Origin of the sequence: Streptomyces sp. SLBN-8D4 (genome assembly GCF_049739545.1) — a bacterium.
Classification (GTDB): Bacteria; Actinomycetota; Actinomycetes; order Streptomycetales; family Streptomycetaceae; genus Streptomyces; species Streptomyces canus_C.
Genome location: NZ_JBMGQC010000001.1, coordinates 4,817,413 through 4,830,986 on the forward strand (window position 1 = coordinate 4,817,413; position 13,574 = coordinate 4,830,986).

Below are 13,574 nucleotides of genomic sequence, written 5' to 3' on the forward strand. Positions count from 1 at the left end.
TCGTGCCACCCGCCCCCGCCGGCTGCACGGCCTACGTCATGCCCCAACGGGTCGCCGACGCCCTCGTCGCGCTGGAACAACGGAGCATCCGGACGGACGACCTGCTCCGGCAGATCAACAACAGCCAGACCGCCATCGTCGAGGTGCTGCGGGACATCGCCCAGACCCTCCGGCGTCCCAGCGACCGGTCCCGGCCCGTCCAGGCCCCGGAGTTGACGCCCGAGCAACTCCTGATCAACTGGAAGACCAGGAACCTGGTCGTCACCGAGGACATCCACAGGGTGGCCGCCCATCTGGCGCCCGCACTGCTGCATGGCGGGGCCGACTACAGCGTGGAGGAGATCGCCGTATGCACCGGGCTGACGCCCGACCGTGTCCGTGACTCCTTGGAGTTGCTGTCCGAGCACGGGCGCGTGCGGCAGGTGGGCCGGGCGCCGGACGGCGCACCGTTCTACGTGCTGCCGTAGCCCGGTAGCACCTACGCAGACAGGCCCGAAGCCGCAAAACAAGGTTGCGGCTTCGGGCCTGCGTCGTACCGTACCGGACTTACAGCCCGCCCTCAGTCATTCCGTGCACGGCCGGGATCGTCCCCAGCCGTCCCTTCTGGAAGTCGTCGAACGCCTGCTGGAGTTCCTCGCGGGTGTTCATGACGAACGGGCCGTAGTGAGCCATCGGTTCACGGATCGGGCGGCCGCCCAGCAGGACGACCTCCATGTCCGGGGTGTGGGAGTCCTGCTTCTCGTCCGCGCGGACGGTCAGGGAGCCACCGGCACCGAACACCGCGGTCTGACCCAGGTGGATCGGCCGGCGCTCCGCCCCCACCGAACCGCGACCCGCCAGCACGTACGCCAGACCGTTGAAGTCCTCGCGCCACGGAAGAGTGATTTCGGCACCGGGCGCCACCGTCGCGTGGATCATCGTGATCGGGGTGTGGGTGACACCGGGACCCTGGTGACCGTCCAGCTCACCGGCGATGACACGGAGCAGCGCGCCACCGTCCGGCGTCGACAGCAGCTGCACGTTGCCGCCCCGGATGTCCTGGTACCGCGGTGCCATCATCTTGTCCTTGGCAGGCAGGTTCACCCACAGCTGGAGGCCGTGGAAAAGACCGCCGGACATGACGAGGGCCTCCGGCGGCGCCTCGATGTGGAGAAGACCCGAACCGGCCGTCATCCACTGGGTGTCGCCGTTGGTGATGGTGCCGCCACCGCCCTGCGAGTCCTGGTGGTCGAAGATCCCGTCGATGATGTACGTGACGGTCTCGAAGCCGCGGTGCGGGTGCCAGGGCGTCCCCTTCGGCTCGCCCGGCGCATAGTCCACCTCGCCCATCTGATCCATCATGATGAACGGATCAAGGTGGCGGTAATGGATCCCGGCGAACGCCCTGCGCACCGGGAATCCCTCGCCCTCGAAGCCACTCGGCGCGGTCGTCACGCCGAGGACGGGACGGGCCACCGCGTCCGCCGTCGCGGTCACGCGCGGCAGGGTCAGCGGGTTGTCGACAGTCACTGCAGGCATGTCGGTACCTCCTTGTGGAACGAGTTTAGTTGAGCGTTGAACTTTCTGCCACCTCTAACGGCAGAAGCCCGGAGGGCATTCCCTCCAGGCTTCTCCAAGACCTCGCACCCCCTGAAGAGGTCAGGCGGCGAGTTCCGGTTCCCGATCGGCGATCTTCTCCGGCGCGGGCCGGTCCTCGCGCATCACCAGCGTCGCCAGCAGCGCCGCCGCCAGGACGCCGACCGCGCTGACCGTGAAGGTCGTCGACATGGAGGCGGCGAAGGCTTCGCGGGCCGCCGCCACCAGCGCCGGGTCCTTCAGGGCGACCGCCCCGGCTATCGAGTGCCTCGCCTGCTCGGGCGTCCCCTCGGGCATCCGGTGCGCGAAGCCGCTCGACAGGAGCGAACCGAGGATCGCGATGCCCAGTGCGGTGCCGGCCTGCTGGACGGTGTCGTTCAGGGCCGAGCCGACGCCCGCCTTGTCCTCGGGGATGGTGCCCATCAGGGCCGCCACCGCGGCGGGCATCGCCAGGCCCGCGCCGAGCCCGAGCAGGCCGAGCGCGACCGCCGGGACGGTGAAGCCGGAGTCCGCCGAGACCGTGGTCAGCAGGGCGAAGCAGGCGACCATCACCAGCATGCCCGCGAGGATCACCCACCGGTTGCCGTACTTGGCGGCGAGCTTGACCCCCACGCCGTTGCCCAGCAGGGCCGTGACCGCAAGCGGCAGGAAGGCCAGGCCCGCCTTGACCGGTGAGTAGCCGAGCACGAACTGGAGGTACTGGGTGAGGACCAGCAGCAGTCCGCCGTTGCCCGTCTGGACCAGGGCCAGGGAGAGCGAACCGCCGCTGAAGTTGCGGTGCTTGAAGAGGACCAGCGGGACCATGGGGGACTTGGTGCGGTTCTCCCAGATGACGAAGCCGGTCAGGGAGACGAGGGCCACGGGGAGGGCGGCCGTCCACATGCCGTGCTGCGGGAGCTCGATGATCCACCAGACCAGGGCGGTCATCCCGGCGGCCGACAGCACCGCGCCCAGCGGGTCGGCCTTCTGCCAGGGCGCTTTCGACTCCGGCATCAGCGTCAGGCCCGCGATGATCGCGAGGGCGACGACCGGCACGTTGAGGAGGAAGATCGACTGCCAGGAGAAGTGGTCGATCAGGAGGCCGCCGAGCACCGGGCTGCCGACCAGGCCGAGCATCGCGACCGAGCTCCAGGCCGCCATGGCTCTGCCGCGCTCGTCCTCGTCGAAGACGGTGATGAGGATGGAGAGCGTGGACGGCATGATCAGCGCGCCGCCGACGCCCATCGCGACGCGGACGCCTATCACCTCGCCGGGGGTGGTGCACCAGATCGCGGCCAGTGAGGCGGTCCCGAAGAGCAGGAGTCCGATCAGCATCACCTTGCGGCGGCCGAACCGGTCGCCGAGGCTGCCCGAGGTGAGCAGCAGGCCGGCGAAGACCAGGATGTAGGAGTCCAGGATCCACTGGGTGTCCTGGGCGCCGGCTCCGATCTCCTCGGTCATGACCGGTACCGCGACGGTGAGCGCCATGCTGTCGACGACGAGTACCAGGCTGCTCAGGCAGAGCACGACCAGGATCCACCAGCGGCGTGGGTTGCGGACTTCCAGGGTGTTCATGTCGGTTCCCCTCCGGCTTCGTGACACCGTTCCCTCGATGCGAACACTGTACGCACAGCGGAACGTCGTACGCAAGCACTGATTGTTGTACGCTGGACGCGAACGTCGTACGCAGCAGGTCGGGCCGCGAGATCAGGAGTACCGATGGCGACGAAGCCGACCCCCATCCCCTCCGTCTGGGCCCGCCCCCAGCGGGAGCCCGACCAGCCGGCGCTCAGCCGTGCCGCGATCGTGCGCGAGGCGATCGTGATGCTGGACGCGGAGGGGGTCGAAGCGCTGAGCATGCGCAAGCTGGCCACCCGGCTGAACGCCGGCGCGGCCTCCCTCTACCGGCACGTGGCCACGAAGGACGAGCTGATGGAGCTGGCGGTGGACGAGGTCGCCGCGGAGATCCACGTCCCGTCGGCCGGTGGCGCCGACTGGCGGGCGGCCGTCTCGGAGGCGGCCCGCTCCTTCCGTGCGACGGCCCTGCGGCACCCGTGGCTGCCGCCGGTCCTCGGCCAGGCGGGCCTGGCCTACCTGGGCCCCAACCTCATGTCCTACTCGGAGCGGCTGGCGGCCCTGTTCACGGCCGCCGGGTTCCCGGATCCCGGCACGGCGATCGACGCGGTGCTGTCGTACGTGATCGGCATGAGCACCACGGAGGCCGCCTGGCTCACCACGGTCAGCCGCTCCGGCGACACCGAATCGGGCCTCATCGCCCGTCTTCTCCCCGCGGTGCAGCAGGCCACAGCGCCCCACAGCCATCTGGCCCAGGGCTACACCGAGACCGAGGAAGCGGTCGCGACGGACCCGGCGGCCCTGCGGGAGGCCAAATTCGAGGCCGCCCTGGAGATCGTCCTGGACGGCCTGTCACTGCGCCTGCAAGCGCCGGGCTCCTGACGGCGACGCGGTGATCGCGGAGCGCCTCGGCCGCCCGGGCACGCGCTAGCCGTACATCCTGCGCATCGCGAACTCGACCATCTGCTCCACGGCCTTCGCGTCGAAGACGATCCGGTGCTCCCCCTCCATGTCGAGGACGAAGCCGTAGCCCGTCGGCAGCAGGTCGAGGACCTCCGCGCCGGTGATGACGAAGTACTTGGACTCCTTGCCCGCGTACCGCCGCAGTTCCTTGAGCGTGGTGAACATGGGGATCACCGGCTGCTGGGTGTTGTGCAGGGCGAGGAACCCGGGGTTGTCGCCGCGCGGGCAGTAGACCTTGGACGTGGCGAAGACCTGCTGGAAGTCCTCCGCCGACATCTGTCCGGTGGTGAAGGCACGCACCGCGTCCGCGAGGGAGGGCGGGGACGGCTCGGGGTACAGCGGCGGCTGCTGGCCGTACCCGCCCACACCGCCGGCCATGGGCTGCTGTGGCGGGACGCCGTACTGCTGCTGGGCACCAGCGTTCTGGTCGTAGCCGTACATGAGCGTAAGCGTACCGAGGGGGGCGGGCGCCGCGGGCGGCTACCGGCACCCGGGAAACCGACAGCGACCCGACAGCCGCCGGCCCTGGGTTCCGGCGTCTGCCGCTCGTAGCGTCGGTTCATGCGCAGACACGGCGACGACGAGGTCCACGAGCACGACCGAGGGCTGTCCTACGACCTTCCCGTGCTCGCCCGCCGACGGATGATCCGGCTCCTGGCGGGAGCGGGGGCGGGGGCCGCGGTGGGGGCGGGCCTGGCGGCCCTGGCGGGCTGCACCGCCGAGGGCACCTCTTCCTCCGCGGCGGACTCCGCGGCCAACTGCGCCGGCGTTCCCGAGGAGACCGCGGGCCCCTACCCGGGCGACGGCTCGAACGGCGTGAACGTGCTGAAGGAGAGCGGGGTCGTCCGCAGCGACATCACCGGGAGCTTCGGTGAGTCGGCGGGCAGCACCGCCGAGGGCGTCCCCCTGACCTTCACGCTCACCGTGGTGGACGCGGCCTCCGGCTGCGGGACCCCGAGGAAGGGCGCCGCCGTCTACGTCTGGCACTGCGACCGGGAGGGCGGCTACTCCCTGTACACCGAGGGGGTCGCCGACGAGAACTACCTGCGCGGGGTCCAGGAGACCGACGAGCGGGGGCGGGTCACCTTCACCAGTGTCTTTCCAGGCTGCTACACCGGCCGCTGGCCGCACATCCACTTCGAGGTCTACGGCAGCCTCCGGGACGCGACGGGCGCCACCGCGATCACGAACACCTCGCAGCTCGCGCTGCCGAAGGACGTCTGCGAGACGGTGTACGCGACCGCGGGCTACGAGCGGAGCGTGGACAATCTCGGCCGGCTCTCGCTGGAGTCGGACAGTGTCTTCCGTGACGGGCACGACCAGCAGCTCGCGACGGTGAGGGGGAGCGTGGAGGAGGGGTACAACGCCACGCTGACCATCGCGGTGTGAACCGTCACAGATGGCCGGTTCGGGGTTGCGACTTATTACCGACGGGTAGCATCATCGTAGCTACTTGTTGGTACGTGAACTAGCGCGAGGAACCAAGTGCCTCGCCGAACTCTTAACGGAGCCGTCGCCATGGGGCACTACAAGTCGAATCTGCGCGACATCGAGTTCAACCTCTTCGAAGTACTCGGGCGCGACAAGCTGTACGGCACCGGGCCCTTCGCGGAGATGGACGTCGACACCGCGAAGAGCATCCTGGAGGAGCTGACCCGCCTCTCGGAGAACGAGCTGGCGGAGTCCTTCGCGGACGCCGACCGCAACCCGCCGGTCTTCGACCCCGAGACGAACACCGCGCCGGTCCCGGCGTCCTTCAAGAAGAGCTACAAGGCGTTCATGGACTCCGAGTACTGGCGGCTGGGCCTGCCCGAGGAGATCGGCGGCACCACCGCGCCCCGCTCCCTCATCTGGGCCTACGCGGAGCTGATCCTCGGCGCCAACCCGGCCGTGTGGATGTACTCCTCCGGCCCGGCCTTCGCGGGCATCCTCTTCGACGAGGGCAACGACGTCCAGAAGCACATCGCGAAGATCGCCGTGGACAAGCAGTGGGGCTCCACCATGGTCCTCACCGAGCCGGACGCCGGCTCGGACGTGGGCGCCGGCCGCACCAAGGCGGTCCAGCAGGAGGACGGCTCCTGGCACATCGAGGGCGTCAAGCGCTTCATCACGTCCGGTGAGCACGACATGGAGGAGAACATCCTCCACTACGTGCTCGCGCGGCCCGAAGGCGCCGGTGCCGGCACCAAGGGGCTGTCCCTCTTCCTCGTGCCCAAGTACCTGTTCGACTTCGAGACCGGCGAGCTGGGCGAGCGCAACGGCGTGTACGCCACCAACGTCGAGCACAAGATGGGCCTGAAGGCCTCCAACACCTGCGAGATGACCTTCGGCGACCGCCACCCCGCCAAGGGCTGGCTCATCGGCGACAAGCACGACGGCATCCGCCAGATGTTCCGCATCATCGAGTTCGCCCGCATGATGGTCGGCACGAAGGCGATCTCCACGCTCTCCACCGGCTACCTCAACGCGCTGGAGTACGCCAAGGAGCGCGTCCAGGGTCCGGACCTGGCCAACTTCATGGACAAGACCGCGCCCAAGGTCACCATCACCCACCACCCCGACGTACGCCGCTCGCTGATGACGCAGAAGGCGTACGCGGAGGGCATGCGCGCCCTGGTGATGTACACCGCGGCCGTCCAGGACGAGATCCAGGTCAAGGAGGCGAACGGCGAGGACGTCTCCGTCGAGAACGCCCTCAACGACCTGCTCCTGCCGATCGTGAAGGGCTACGGCTCCGAGAAGGCCTACGAGCTGCTCGCCCAGTCCCTGCAGACCTTCGGCGGCTCCGGCTTCCTGCAGGAGTACCCGATCGAGCAGTACATCCGGGACTCCAAGATCGACACCCTGTACGAGGGCACCACCGCGATCCAGGGCCAGGACTTCTTCTTCCGGAAGATCGTCCGCAACCAGGGCAGCGCGCTGAACTCGCTCGCCGAGGACATCAAGAAGTTCCTCGCCCTCGGCACCGGCGGCGAGGACCTCGCGGACGCCCGCGAGCACCTCGCCAAGGCGGCCGTCGAGCTGGAGGCCATCGTCGGTCTGATGCTGACCGACCTCGCGGCCACCGAGCAGGACGTCAAGAACATCTACAAGGTGGGCCTGAACACCACCCGCCTGCTGATGGCCTCGGGTGACGTGGTCGTCGGCTACCTGCTCCTCAAGGGCGCCGCGATCGCCGCCGAGAAGCTGGAGACCGCCTCCGCCAAGGACAAGGCGTTCTACACCGGCAAGATCGCTGCCGCGAAGTTCTTCGCGGCCAACGTCCTGCCCGGCGTGACCCTGGCCCGCAAGGTCGCCGAGGGCGTCGAGCTGGACCTGATGGAGCTGGACGAGGCCGCGTTCTAGGACACACCTGTACAGCTGCACACCCACCTCACGAGAGCCCGCTCCCATCGCCGGAGCGGGCTCTCGTACGTCGTTAAGGTGAACCCCATGAGCGCACCCCACCGCTTCGACCGCGGCCACACCGACGACCTCATGACCTTCCTGGCGGCGAGCCCCACGCCGTACCACGCCGTGGCGAACGCCGCCGAGCGGCTGGAGAAGGCAGGCTTCCGCCAGGTCTCGGAGACGGACGCCTGGGAGGGGTCGAGCGGTGGCAAGTACGTGCTGCGCGGCGGCGCGATCATCGCCTGGTACGTCCCCGAGGGCACGGCGCCCCACACGCCGTACCGCATCGTCGGCGCGCACACGGACTCCCCGAACCTGCGGGTCAAGCCGCAGCCGGACAGCGGCGCGCACGGCTGGCGCCAGGTCGCCGTGGAGATCTACGGCGGTCCCCTGATGAACTCCTGGCTCGACCGTGACCTGGGGCTGGCCGGCCGGCTGACCCTGCGGGACGGTTCGACACGGCTGGTGAACGTGGACCGGCCGCTGCTGAGAGTGCCCCAGCTCGCGATCCACCTGGACCGCGCGGTGTCGTCGGACGGGCTCAAGCTCGACAAGCAGCGCCACCTGCAGCCCGTCTGGGGCCTCGGCAACGACGTGCGCGACGGCGACCTGATCGCCTTCCTGGCCGAGGAACTGGGCCTCGGCGCGGGCGAGGTGACCGGCTGGGACCTGATGACGCACTCCGTGGAGGCGCCCTCCTACCTGGGCCGGGACAAGGAGCTGGTGGCCGGCCCGCGAATGGACAACCTGCTGTCCGTGCACGCGGGGGTGGCCGCCCTGGCCGCGGTGTCGAGCGGCTCGGAGCCGTCGTCCATCCCCGTGCTCGCCGCCTTCGACCACGAGGAGAACGGCTCGCAGTCGGACACCGGCGCGGACGGGCCGCTGCTCGGCGGGGTCCTGGAGCGGTCGGTGTTCGCGCGCGGCGGGTCGTACGAGGACCGGGCGCGGGCCTTCGCGGGGACGGTCTGTCTGTCCTCCGACACCGGGCACGCCGTGCACCCCAACTACGCGGAGCGGCACGATCCGACGCACCACCCGCGGGTCAACGGCGGCCCGATCCTGAAGGTCAACGTCAACAACCGCTACGCCACGGACGGTTCGGGCCGTGCCGTGTGGGCCGCCGCCTGTGAGCGGGCGGACGTGCCCTTCCAGTCCTTCGTGTCCAACAACTCCATGCCCTGCGGCACGACCATCGGCCCGATCACCGCGGCCCGGCACGGCATCAAGACCGTCGACATCGGCGTGGCGATCCTGTCGATGCACAGCGTGCGGGAGTTGTGCGGCGCGGACGACCCGCATCTGCTGGCGAACGCTCTGGTCGCGTTCCTGGAGGGGTAGTTCGCGCGAAGTGGGGGTACCCGGAGGTCCGGGCCGGAACTACCGGACCGGACAGGGAGGCGACACTCATGGGCCTCGGCGGGTGCATCATCCTCATCGCCGTGGGAGCAATCCTCACGTTCGCCACCGACTGGCACATGCAGGGGGTCAACCTCGACCTGGTCGGTGTGATCCTGATGATCGTGGGACTGATCGGCGTGACGACGTTCAGCAGCATCGCCCGGCGTCGGCGTGTGGTGGTACCGCCCACCACGTCGACGGTCGTGGAGGAGCGCCGGGACGGATACTCCGACGGATACGGCGTGTAGACGGATACGGCGTATGGACAGATTTGGCGCGCGGACGAATACAGCGCGTAAGGGACATCGAGCGGGACGACGGACGCACAGGGCGTCCAGAGACAACTGTGAGCATTCCGTGATCACAGTTGTCTTGTCCGCTTGTGTGGAAATAGTGAAAACTCGGGATCCTTGAGAGCCCGGGGGGTCTGCAGTGCCGGGCGTGAACCACCAGCACACCCGGGGGCTCCCCGTGCTCCACCCCACGACAACCGTCGTGGCGCCCGATCCGAGATCAGCGCGCCCCCACCGGCACGCCGCTCGCCGCGCCCACGCCGCCCCCGACGAACTCGACCTCCCGCTGCGCCTGGTGGCGCTGATACCGGCCCACAACGAACAGGACCGCATCGCCGACGCGATCCAGGGCCTGTGGCGGCAGACCCGGCGCCCCGACCTGATCGTGGTGGTCGCCGACAACTGCACCGACGCCACCGCCGAGATCGCCGTCGCGCACGGCGCCCGGGTCTTCGCCACCGAGGGCAACACGCACAAGAAGGCCGGCGCCCTCAATCAGGCCATCGCCTGGGTGCTGCCCCATCTCGAGGACCGCGACCTGCTGCTGGTCCAGGACGCCGACACCGTGCTCAACCCCTCGTTCAGCGAGACGGCGATGGGCACCTTCAACCGCAAGGTCGGTGCCGTCGGCGGGGTCTTCTACGGCGAGGACGGCGGCGGACTGCTCGGACTGCTCCAGCGCATGGAGTTCCACCGCTACGCCTGGGAACTGGAGCGCACCGGCGGCAAGGCCCAGGTCCTCACAGGCACCGGCACCATGTTCCGCGCCCGCGTCCTGCGCGAGGTGCGCGTCGCCCGCCGCGACGGACTGATCGGCGGCGGCCACGCCTACTACAGTCTCGCCTCGCTCACCGAGGACGACGAGATGACCAAGGCGGTCAAGACCCTCGGCTACCGGGCCATGTCCCCGGCCGGCTGCGCGGTCACCACCGAGGTCATGCCCACCCTGGGCAAGCTGTGGCACCAACGGCTGCGCTGGCAGCGCGGAGCCCTGGAGAACCTGCGCGACTACGGCTGGACCCGCGTCACCGCCCGCTACTTCGTGCAGCAGTTCCTCATGGGCTTCGGCGCGCTGTCCTTCCTGGTCTACCTGACCTACATGGTCACCTACACCACCCTGTACGGCTGGCCCGGCTTCTCCCCCTTCTGGACCGCGATCGGGCTCGTCTTCGTGGTCGAGAAGACGGTCTCCGTGCGCCGGGCGGGACCACGTGCCGTTCTGGTGGCGGCGCTCATGGTGCCGGAGATGCTCTACGACCTTTTCCAGCACGCCGTCTACTTCACCTCGCTGTGGGGCCTGTTGCGCCGCAGCGAGGAGAAGTGGGTGGCGACGTGACCCTCGGTATGTACCCCTCATAGGAGAAAAGCGCATGTACGGAAGAGTGATCGGTGCCGGCACGACCGGTGCCGGAGGCGCCACGCTGGCCGCGACCGGTTTGTGGCTGAACAGCATGGCGATGCTGGTGACCGCCACGACCTTGGTGGCGGCGGGGGTGGCGCTGTTCAAGTTGGTTCCGCGCAGGCGGTAGGGGTCCTACGAGCTCTCGTCCATCCCGGCGAGGATCAGTGGAAGCCGGTCCGTCCCCGACGGTGTCAGACGGACCGGGACTCCCCAGTCCTGCTGGTGGACGTGACAGGCCGGGTACTCGTTCGCCGGGTCGTCGTCGCAGGACGCGGCCATGGCCGAGATGTGCAGGACGCCCTGCTCGATCGCGGGGTTCAGGTCGAGGGTGCGGAACAGCTCTGTTCCCGCACCCTCGCCGTCTTTCAGCAGTTCGGGCGGGGTGGCGGAGACCAGGAGGCGGGTCGAGGGGCCGTATCCGGTGTCCGGCTTCTGGCCCGCCGGGGCCTGGAAGACCACGTCCAACCGAAGCCTGCCCGGAGCCACTTCGGTGGCCGCGCGCCGGGTGCGGTGGGCCGTCGACTCGACGCGTACGGCCTCCTCGGGCAGCCTGAGCCGGGTCAGCCGGTGCCGGGCCGACTCGACGCACATGCCCCTCACCGGCATGCTGCGCGACCACATACCCCTCCGGGTCGATCACCACGAGCGTCGGCCAGGCACGGACCGCGTACTGCTTCCAGGTCGCGAGCTCCGGGTCGTCGAGGACGGGATGCCCGACGCCGTACCGCTCGACGGCGTCCGCCACCGCCGCGTGCTCCGCCTCGTGCGCGAACTTCGGCGAGTGCACCCCGATCACCACGACGGTGTCGCAGTGCTTCTCCTCCAGCTCTCTGAGCTCGTCGAGGACGTGCAGGCAGTTCACACAACAAAAGGTCCAGAACTCGAGGATGACGATGCGACCCCGCAGGTCGGCGAGGGTGTACTGCTTCCCGTCCGTGTTCAGCCAGCCGCCCTCGCCGATCAGCTCGGGGGCTCGGACACGGACGCGACGGGGTGCGGAACCGCTCATGGATCAAGAGTGCCACCCGGCACCGACAGTCACCCCAGCGCGTGACCCGTCGTCACGTCCACGTGGTCGGGGACCTCCTCGTGGCGGTCGCCGACCGTGGAGGTGCCGGTCGGTTCGAGGAGGAGGATGTCGGTGGGGACGGGGGCGTACGGCTTGTGCTCGACGCCTCGCGGGACGGTGAAGACGGAGGACTTCGGCAGGACTACCGTGCGCTCGCCGGCCGGTTCGCGCAGCGAGATGTGCAGTTCGCCGTCGAGGACCAGGAAGAACTCGTCGGTGTCGGCGTGCACGTGCCACAGATGCTCGCCCTCGACGTGCGTGACGCGGACGTCGTAGTCGTTGACGGCGGTGACGATGCGGGGGCTCCACTGCTCGGTGAAGGACGCGAGGGCGGCGGGCAGGGAGACGGGTTCGGTTGCCATGGCGTCATCGTGCGGGATGGCCCCGGCGGCGTACGAGTGCTAGGAATCGCACATGCCGCAAGAATCCTCTCATCGTGTCGTCCTGGTGGTGGACGAGAACTCGAATCCGTTCGAGATGAGCTGCGCCATCGAGATCTTCGGACTGCGGCGGCCGGAACTGGGGCGGGAGCTGTACGACTTCACCCTGTGCGCCGCCGAGCCGAACACCCGTATGCGGGACGGCTTCTTCACACTCACCGGTGTCGCGGGGCTGGAGGCGGCGGACGAGGCGGACACGCTCATCGTGCCGAACCGGCCCGACACCGACACCCCGCGCTCGCCCCGCGTGCTGGATGCCGTACGACGGGCACACGCGCGTGGCGCCCGGCTCGTCGGCTTCTGCTCGGGCGCCTTCACCCTGGCGGAGGCCGGGTTGCTGGAGGGGCGGCGGGCGTCCTGTCACTGGATGTGGGCCGACTCGTTCCGGGCCCGCTTCCCGCGCGTCCGGCTCGAACCCGACGTCCTCTTCGTCGACGACGGCGACGTCCTCACCGCGTCCGGCAGCGCCTCGGCGCTCGACCTGGGGCTGCACCTCGTGCGACGGGACCACGGCGCCGAGATCGCCAACCACGTCTCCCGCAGACTGGTCTTCGCCGCCCACCGCGACGGCGGCCAGCGGCAGTTCGTGGAGCGGCCCGTGCCCGACGTACGGGACGAGTCGCTGGGCCCGCTGCTCGCGTGGGCGCAGGAGCGGCTGGGGGAGCCGCTGACCGTCGCCGCCCTGGCGGCCCGCGCGGCCGTCTCCCCCGCGACCCTGCACCGCCGTTTCCAGGCGCAGCTCGGGACGACCCCGCTGGCCTGGCTGACGGGAGAGCGGGTGGCGCTCGCGTGCCGGCTCATCGAGCGCGGGGAGGAGCGGCTGGACGTGGTGGCCGCGAGGAGCGGTCTGGGGACGGCCGCGAACCTTCGCTCGCGCGTGCGGCGCGAGACGGGACTCAGCCCGTCGGCCTATCGGCGGCGTTTCGGGACCGGCGCCGGGGAAGCGGTAACGGCATGAGATTCCTCGTACGCGACCGGCTGCTCGGCATCGGTGACGACTACTGGATCGAGGACGACCGGGGCAACAAGGTCTTCCTCGTCGACGGCAAGGCCATGCGGGTCCGGGACACCTTCGAGCTGAAGGACACCCAGGGGCGGGTCCTGATCGACATCCACCAGAAGATGTTCGCGCTGCGCGACACGATGGTGATCGAGCGGGACGGCGAGCCGCTGGCGACGATCAAGAAGAAACGCCTGTCGCTGCTGCGCAACCACTACCGGGTGGCCCTCGCCGACGGCAGCACCGAACTCGACGTCAGCGGCAAGATCCTCGACCGGGAGTTCGCCGTCGAGTACGACGGTGAGCTGCTCGCGGTGGTCTCGCGGCGCTGGCTGCACGTCCGGGAGACCTACGGCGTCGACATCGTCCGGGACGACGCGGACCCGGCGCTGCTCATCGCGGTGGCGGTGTGCGTGATCCACCTCGCGGAGAAGGAGCGGGAGGACGACTGACGCGGCGGGCGGGGGCGGCTGACGCGGCGACGGGGGAT

Annotated in this window: 14 protein-coding genes and 1 pseudogene; 10 read left to right on the forward strand and 5 right to left on the reverse strand. The window is 69.5% G+C overall.

Features of this window, described 5'->3' with window-relative positions; all coding sequences use genetic code 11:
• Positions 1 to 2: 2 nt before the first annotated feature.
• Positions 3 to 467: a hypothetical protein gene (locus RKD20_RS21740; RefSeq protein WP_424879190.1), complete on the forward strand. Its 465-nt coding sequence runs from the start codon at positions 3 to 5 to the stop codon at positions 465 to 467.
• Positions 468 to 546: 79 nt separating this feature from the next.
• On the opposite strand, the gene RKD20_RS21745 is transcribed toward RKD20_RS21740, so the two are convergent.
• Together RKD20_RS21745 and RKD20_RS21750 are read right to left on the reverse strand one after the other, a co-directional pair.
• On the reverse strand, positions 547 to 1,518 hold the full coding sequence (locus RKD20_RS21745) for a pirin family protein (RefSeq protein WP_424879191.1): 972 nt from the start codon (positions 1,516 to 1,518) through the stop codon (positions 547 to 549).
• Between the two features lie 120 nt (positions 1,519 to 1,638).
• A complete protein-coding gene (locus RKD20_RS21750; protein WP_424879192.1) occupies positions 1,639 to 3,129 on the reverse strand; it encodes an MFS transporter in 1,491 nt (496 codons plus the stop codon).
• A 144-nt stretch (positions 3,130 to 3,273) separates the two neighbouring features.
• Between RKD20_RS21750 and RKD20_RS21755 the strand changes: the two genes are divergently transcribed.
• Entirely contained in the window at positions 3,274 to 4,011 is a 738-nt protein-coding gene (locus RKD20_RS21755) for a TetR/AcrR family transcriptional regulator C-terminal domain-containing protein (RefSeq protein ID WP_424879193.1), read from the forward strand.
• Positions 4,012 to 4,056: 45 nt separating this feature from the next.
• On the opposite strand, the gene RKD20_RS21760 is transcribed toward RKD20_RS21755, so the two are convergent.
• Positions 4,057 to 4,533: an SseB family protein gene (locus RKD20_RS21760; RefSeq protein ID WP_020119415.1), complete on the reverse strand. Its 477-nt coding sequence runs from the start codon at positions 4,531 to 4,533 to the stop codon at positions 4,057 to 4,059.
• A gap of 120 nt (positions 4,534 to 4,653) precedes the next feature.
• Here RKD20_RS21760 and RKD20_RS21765 point away from each other — a divergent pair, with 120 nt between their 5' ends.
• The 6 genes from RKD20_RS21765 to RKD20_RS21790 all read left to right on the forward strand — a co-directional run bounded on the left by RKD20_RS21765 (position 4,654) and on the right by RKD20_RS21790 (position 10,702).
• Positions 4,654 to 5,481, forward strand: coding sequence for an intradiol ring-cleavage dioxygenase (locus RKD20_RS21765; RefSeq protein WP_424879194.1), 828 nt, complete (start codon positions 4,654 to 4,656; stop codon positions 5,479 to 5,481).
• Positions 5,482 to 5,610: 129 nt separating this feature from the next.
• Positions 5,611 to 7,437, forward strand: a complete 1,827-nt coding sequence (locus tag RKD20_RS21770) for an acyl-CoA dehydrogenase (protein WP_424879195.1) — start codon at positions 5,611 to 5,613, stop codon at positions 7,435 to 7,437.
• 87 nt (positions 7,438 to 7,524) lie between these two features.
• On the forward strand, positions 7,525 to 8,820 hold the full coding sequence (locus RKD20_RS21775; RefSeq protein WP_424879196.1) for a M18 family aminopeptidase: 1,296 nt from the start codon (positions 7,525 to 7,527) through the stop codon (positions 8,818 to 8,820).
• Positions 8,821 to 8,888: 68 nt separating this feature from the next.
• Positions 8,889 to 9,128, forward strand: coding sequence for a DUF6458 family protein (locus RKD20_RS21780; protein WP_020119420.1), 240 nt, complete (start codon positions 8,889 to 8,891; stop codon positions 9,126 to 9,128).
• A gap of 184 nt (positions 9,129 to 9,312) precedes the next feature.
• Positions 9,313 to 10,509: a glycosyltransferase gene (locus RKD20_RS21785; protein WP_424879197.1), complete on the forward strand. Its 1,197-nt coding sequence runs from the start codon at positions 9,313 to 9,315 to the stop codon at positions 10,507 to 10,509.
• Between the two features lie 34 nt (positions 10,510 to 10,543).
• On the forward strand, positions 10,544 to 10,702 hold the full coding sequence (locus RKD20_RS21790; protein WP_020119422.1) for a hypothetical protein: 159 nt from the start codon (positions 10,544 to 10,546) through the stop codon (positions 10,700 to 10,702).
• A 5-nt stretch (positions 10,703 to 10,707) separates the two neighbouring features.
• Here RKD20_RS21790 and RKD20_RS21795 read toward each other — a convergent pair.
• Positions 10,708 to 11,584 (reverse strand): annotated as a pseudogene (locus tag RKD20_RS21795) (redoxin domain-containing protein).
• A gap of 29 nt (positions 11,585 to 11,613) precedes the next feature.
• Positions 11,614 to 12,006, reverse strand: a complete 393-nt coding sequence (locus RKD20_RS21800; RefSeq protein WP_424879198.1) for a cupin domain-containing protein — start codon at positions 12,004 to 12,006, stop codon at positions 11,614 to 11,616.
• Positions 12,007 to 12,058: 52 nt separating this feature from the next.
• Between RKD20_RS21800 and RKD20_RS21805 the strand changes: the two genes are divergently transcribed.
• Together RKD20_RS21805 and RKD20_RS21810 are read left to right on the forward strand one after the other, a co-directional pair.
• Positions 12,059 to 13,042: a helix-turn-helix domain-containing protein gene (locus RKD20_RS21805; protein WP_424879199.1), complete on the forward strand. Its 984-nt coding sequence runs from the start codon at positions 12,059 to 12,061 to the stop codon at positions 13,040 to 13,042.
• Positions 13,039 to 13,536, forward strand: a complete 498-nt coding sequence (locus RKD20_RS21810; RefSeq protein WP_424879200.1) for an LURP-one-related/scramblase family protein — start codon at positions 13,039 to 13,041, stop codon at positions 13,534 to 13,536. The genes RKD20_RS21805 and RKD20_RS21810 overlap by 4 nt, the downstream gene beginning before the upstream one ends.
• Positions 13,537 to 13,574: the final 38 nt, after the last annotated feature.

Coding starts and splice junctions, on each gene's coding strand:
- RKD20_RS21760 (WP_020119415.1), bottom strand. CDS start 4,533: ATGTACGGCTACGACCAGAACGCTGGTGCCCAGCAGCAGTACGGCGTC.
- RKD20_RS21750 (WP_424879192.1), bottom strand. CDS start 3,129: ATGAACACCCTGGAAGTCCGCAACCCACGCCGCTGGTGGATCCTGGTC.
- RKD20_RS21745 (WP_424879191.1), bottom strand. CDS start 1,518: ATGCCTGCAGTGACTGTCGACAACCCGCTGACCCTGCCGCGCGTGACC.
- RKD20_RS21790 (WP_020119422.1), top strand. CDS start 10,544: ATGTACGGAAGAGTGATCGGTGCCGGCACGACCGGTGCCGGAGGCGCC.
- RKD20_RS21775 (WP_424879196.1), top strand. CDS start 7,525: ATGAGCGCACCCCACCGCTTCGACCGCGGCCACACCGACGACCTCATG.
- RKD20_RS21770 (WP_424879195.1), top strand. CDS start 5,611: ATGGGGCACTACAAGTCGAATCTGCGCGACATCGAGTTCAACCTCTTC.
- RKD20_RS21780 (WP_020119420.1), top strand. CDS start 8,889: ATGGGCCTCGGCGGGTGCATCATCCTCATCGCCGTGGGAGCAATCCTC.
- RKD20_RS21800 (WP_424879198.1), bottom strand. CDS start 12,006: ATGGCAACCGAACCCGTCTCCCTGCCCGCCGCCCTCGCGTCCTTCACC.
- RKD20_RS21755 (WP_424879193.1), top strand. CDS start 3,274: ATGGCGACGAAGCCGACCCCCATCCCCTCCGTCTGGGCCCGCCCCCAG.
- RKD20_RS21810 (WP_424879200.1), top strand. CDS start 13,039: ATGAGATTCCTCGTACGCGACCGGCTGCTCGGCATCGGTGACGACTAC.
- RKD20_RS21765 (WP_424879194.1), top strand. CDS start 4,654: ATGCGCAGACACGGCGACGACGAGGTCCACGAGCACGACCGAGGGCTG.
- RKD20_RS21805 (WP_424879199.1), top strand. CDS start 12,059: ATGCCGCAAGAATCCTCTCATCGTGTCGTCCTGGTGGTGGACGAGAAC.